Below are 4,016 nucleotides of genomic sequence, written 5' to 3'. Positions count from 1 at the left end.
TGATCGAGGAAGGCTTTGCGGGGTTTGTTGAGGTGAGTGCGCATCCGGTGCTGACGATGAGCATCGAGGCGGCGGCGGAGCTGGCGGACGCCGGACCGGTTGTGGTGACCGGCACCCTTCGCCGGGATGAGGGTGGCATGCGGCGCGTGCTCACCTCCCTGGGCGAGGTGTACGTACGTGGTGTCCCCGTCGACTGGACCGCGCTGCTCGGCGACATCCCCGGGCATGCCGCGTTGGATCTGCCGACCTACGCGTTCCAACACCAGCACTACTGGCTCAAGAACGCCACTACCGCCGATACGGGGTCCATCGACGATCAACTCCCGGGCATGGCCGAACTGCCCACCGAGATAGGCACATTGACCGCTCGCCTTCTCGGGGAGTCCGCGCCGGAACAGGAACGCATCCTGCTCGAGACCGTCCGCCAGGAGACCGCAAGCGTCTTGGGGCACCCCTCGCTGGATGCCATTGAACCGGACATGGTGTTCAACCAGATCGGGTTCGACTCGGCCACCGCCGTGCAGTTGCGAAACCGTCTGAACGCACTCACCGACCGGACCCTGCCGACCACCCTGCTCTTCGACTACCCCACGCCCCAGATTCTCGCCGCCCTTCTCCGTGACGAGCTCATCGGGGACACGACGGCCCCGGAGGCGGTACCGGCTCCGCCACCAGCGCTCGCGGACGTGTCGACTGAGCCGATCGCGATCGTGGGCATGGCGTGTCGGCTGCCGGGTGGAGTCTCCACTCCGGAAGAGCTGTGGGACCTGGTGCTTCATGGGCGGGACGGGGTCAGCGACTTCCCGGTGAACCGTGGCTGGGATCTGGAGAATCTGTTCCACCCGGACCCGGACCACCCCGGCACCAGCTATGCGCACCAGGGCGGGTTTCTGCATGATGCCGGGAAGTTCGATGCGGGCTTCTTCGGGATCTCGCCGCGTGAGGCGCTGGCCGTGGACCCCCAACAGCGTCTGATGCTGGAGACCTCATGGGAAGCGCTGGAACGGGCCGGGATCGACCCGACCACCCTGCGGGGCAAGGACGTGGGTGTCTTCTCCGGTGTGACGTACCACAACTACGGGTCGGGCGTAGAGCCGGTGCCCGCCGAGTTGGAGGGCATGCTGGGCCTCGGTGCCTCGGCGAGCGTGCTGTCAGGGCGGGTGTCCTATGCGCTGGGCTTCGAGGGCCCGTCGGTCGCGGTGGACACGGCGTGCTCCTCGTCCCTGGTGGCGTTGCATCTGGCGGCGCAGGCGTTGCGAGCGGGCGAGTGTTCGATCGCGCTGGCCGGCGGCGTCACGGTGATGCCCACTCCCGGCATCTTCATCGCCTTCTCGCGGCAGCGCGGTATGTCGATCGATGGCCGGTGTAAGTCCTTCGCCGCTTCAGCAGACGGCACGGGGTGGGCCGAGGGCGTGGGTGTGCTGGCGCTGGAGCGGCTGTCGGACGCGGAGCGGAACGGTCACCAGGTGCTGGCGGTGGTACGGGGTAGCGCGGTGAACCAGGATGGTGCGTCGAATGGTCTGACGGCGCCGAATGGTCCCTCGCAGCAGCGTGTCATCCGTCAGGCCCTGGCCAGCGCGGGGGTGTCGGCCGCCGAGGTGGATGTGGTCGAGGCGCATGGCACGGGAACGGCGCTGGGTGATCCGATCGAGGCGCAGGCGGTGTTGGCCACGTACGGTCAGGATCGTGATCGGCCTTTGTTGATGGGGTCGTTGAAGTCGAATATTGGTCATGCGCAGGCGGCTGCGGGTGTGGCTGGTGTGATCAAGACGGTCATGGCGATGCGGCACGGCATCGCCCCTCGGACATTGCATGTGGATGAGCCGACGCCGCAGGTGGACTGGTCAGCGGGTGCGGTGGAGCTGCTGACCGAGGAGCGGGTGTGGCCGGAGATGGGGCATCCGCGTCGGGCCGGGGTATCGGCGTTCGGGGTCAGCGGCACCAACGCCCACGTCATCCTGGAACAGGCGGCGCCGACGGCGACCGAGCCGACCGATCCGGTGATGTCCTGGCCGAAGAGCGTCCCTGTGCCACTGGTGGTATCCGGCCGAGGTGCCGCAGGGCTTGCTGACCAGGCGCGACGGCTACGGTCCTTTGTCGCGGCTGAGCCGCAGCTCGACTTGAGTGCACTCGGCTTCGCGTTGGGTTGTGGGCGGGCGGGGTTGTCGGATCGTGCGGTGGTGGTGGCGGGGGATCGGGAGGAGGCGTTGGCGGGGCTGGCAACGGTGTCGCGGGGTGAGCCGGCTGCGGGTGTGGTGTCGGGTTCGGTGGTGCGTGGTCGGTTGGGGGTGTTGTTTGCTGGTCAGGGGTGTCAGCGGGTGGGGATGGGGCGTGGGTTGTATGAGGTGTTTCCCGTGTTCCGGGAGGCCTTCGACGCGGTGTGCGACGCCTTGGACCTTGAGCTGGGTGCGGGTGGTGTGTCGGGTTCGGTGCGGGAGGTGGTGTTCGGGGATGGGGGGTTGTTGGAGCGGACGGTGTTTGCTCAGGCGGGGTTGTTTGCGGTGGAGGTGGGGTTGTTCCGGTTGGTGGAGTCGTGGGGTGTGGTGGTGGATGTGGTGGGTGGGCATTCGGTGGGTGAGGTGGCGGCGGCGTATGTGGCGGGTGTGTTGTCACTGGAGGATGCGGCGGTGTTGGTGGCGGCGCGGGGTCGGTTGATGGAGGCGTTGCCGGAGGGTGGTGCGATGGTTGCGGTGGGTGCGGGTGAGGACGAGGTGCGGTCGTTGCTGGTGTCGGGGGTGGATATTGCGGCGGTGAACGGTCCTGCGGCGGTGGTGATTTCCGGTGATGAGGAGCCGGTGTTGCGGGTGGCGGGCGAGCTTTCGGGGCGGGGGTGTCGGACGAGGCGGTTGGCGGTTTCGCATGCGTTTCATTCCGCGCGGATGGAGCCGATGCTGGAGATGTTCCGGGAGGCGATTGCCGATGTGTCGTTCGCCGCGCCGGTGATTCCTCTGGTGTCGAATGTGACCGGCGAGTTGGCGGACGCGGAGATGGTGTGTTCGCCGGAGTACTGGGTGGAGCATGTGCGTTCGGCGGTGCGGTTCGCGGATGGTGTGCGGGCGCTTGCCGATTACGGTGTGAGCACCTACCTCGAGTTGGCGCCGGATGCGGTGTTGTCCGCGATGGTCGGTGACTGTCTGCCGGAGGAGTCGGCCGCAGAGTCCGTGGTGGTGCCGTCGCTTCGGCGGGATGGCGATGAGGTCCGTGCGCTGTTGTCCGCCGTCGCTCGACTGCATGTGGCACATGTACGTGTCGACTTCGGCGCCCTGTTCGGTGCCACGGCTCTCCCCTCCCACATTTCGGATCTGCCGACGTATGCCTTCCAGCGGGAGCATTACTGGTTGGTCGGGGACGGCCGTGGCGTCGGTGATGTGGCGTCTGCCGGGTTGACGGGCGTCGGCCATCCACTATTGGGCGCCGTGACGGAGGTCCCGGACTCGGGTGAGGTGTTGTTCACGTCGCGGTTGTCGTTGGGGTCGCATCGGTGGCTGGGTGATCATGTGGCTGCGGGTGCGGTGTTGTTGCCGGGGGCGGCGTTTGTGGAGTTGGTGGTGCGGGCTGGGGATGAGGTGGGGTGTGGTGGGGCGGAGGAGTTGGTGATGGAGTCTCCGTTGGTGTTGGCGGAGGAGCGGGCGGTGCAGGTGCGGGTGTGTGTGGGGGAGGCCGGTGAGGGTGGTCGGCGTGGTGTGCGGGTGTATTCGCGGGCGGAGGATGCGGGTGTGGGCGCTGGGTGGGTGCGGCACGCCACCGGGACGTTGTGTCGTGCGGAGGGGATCTCTGTGCCTGACGTGGGGTTGTCGGTGTGGCCTCCGGTGGGTGCGGTGGCGGTGGATCCGGTGGAGGTGGAGGGCTTGTACGAGGGTTTGGAAGGGGTGGGCTATCGGTATGGGCCGGTGTTTCAGGGGGTGCGGGCGGCGTGGCGGTTGGATGGTGCGGTGTATGCGGAGGTGGCGCTGCCGGAGGAGCATCGGGTCCGGGCGGCGGGGTTCGGACTGCATCCGGCACTTCTCGACGCGGCC

The 4,016-nt window shown here is 67.7% G+C and carries 1 protein-coding gene; it reads left to right on the top strand.

All coding sequences use genetic code 11. From position 1 onward, the window contains the following. Positions 1 to 47: 47 nt before the first annotated feature. Positions 48 to 4,016 (top strand): beta-ketoacyl synthase N-terminal-like domain-containing protein (locus J5X86_RS49990; protein ID WP_374229512.1); only part of this gene is annotated, 3,969 nt, incomplete at its 3' end.

Origin of the sequence: Streptomyces sp. NEAU-YJ-81, assembly GCF_017592595.1 — a bacterium.
Taxonomy (GTDB): Bacteria; Actinomycetota; Actinomycetes; order Streptomycetales; family Streptomycetaceae; genus Streptomyces; species Streptomyces hygroscopicus_B.
This window is presented reverse-complemented; position numbering and strand designations above follow the sequence as displayed.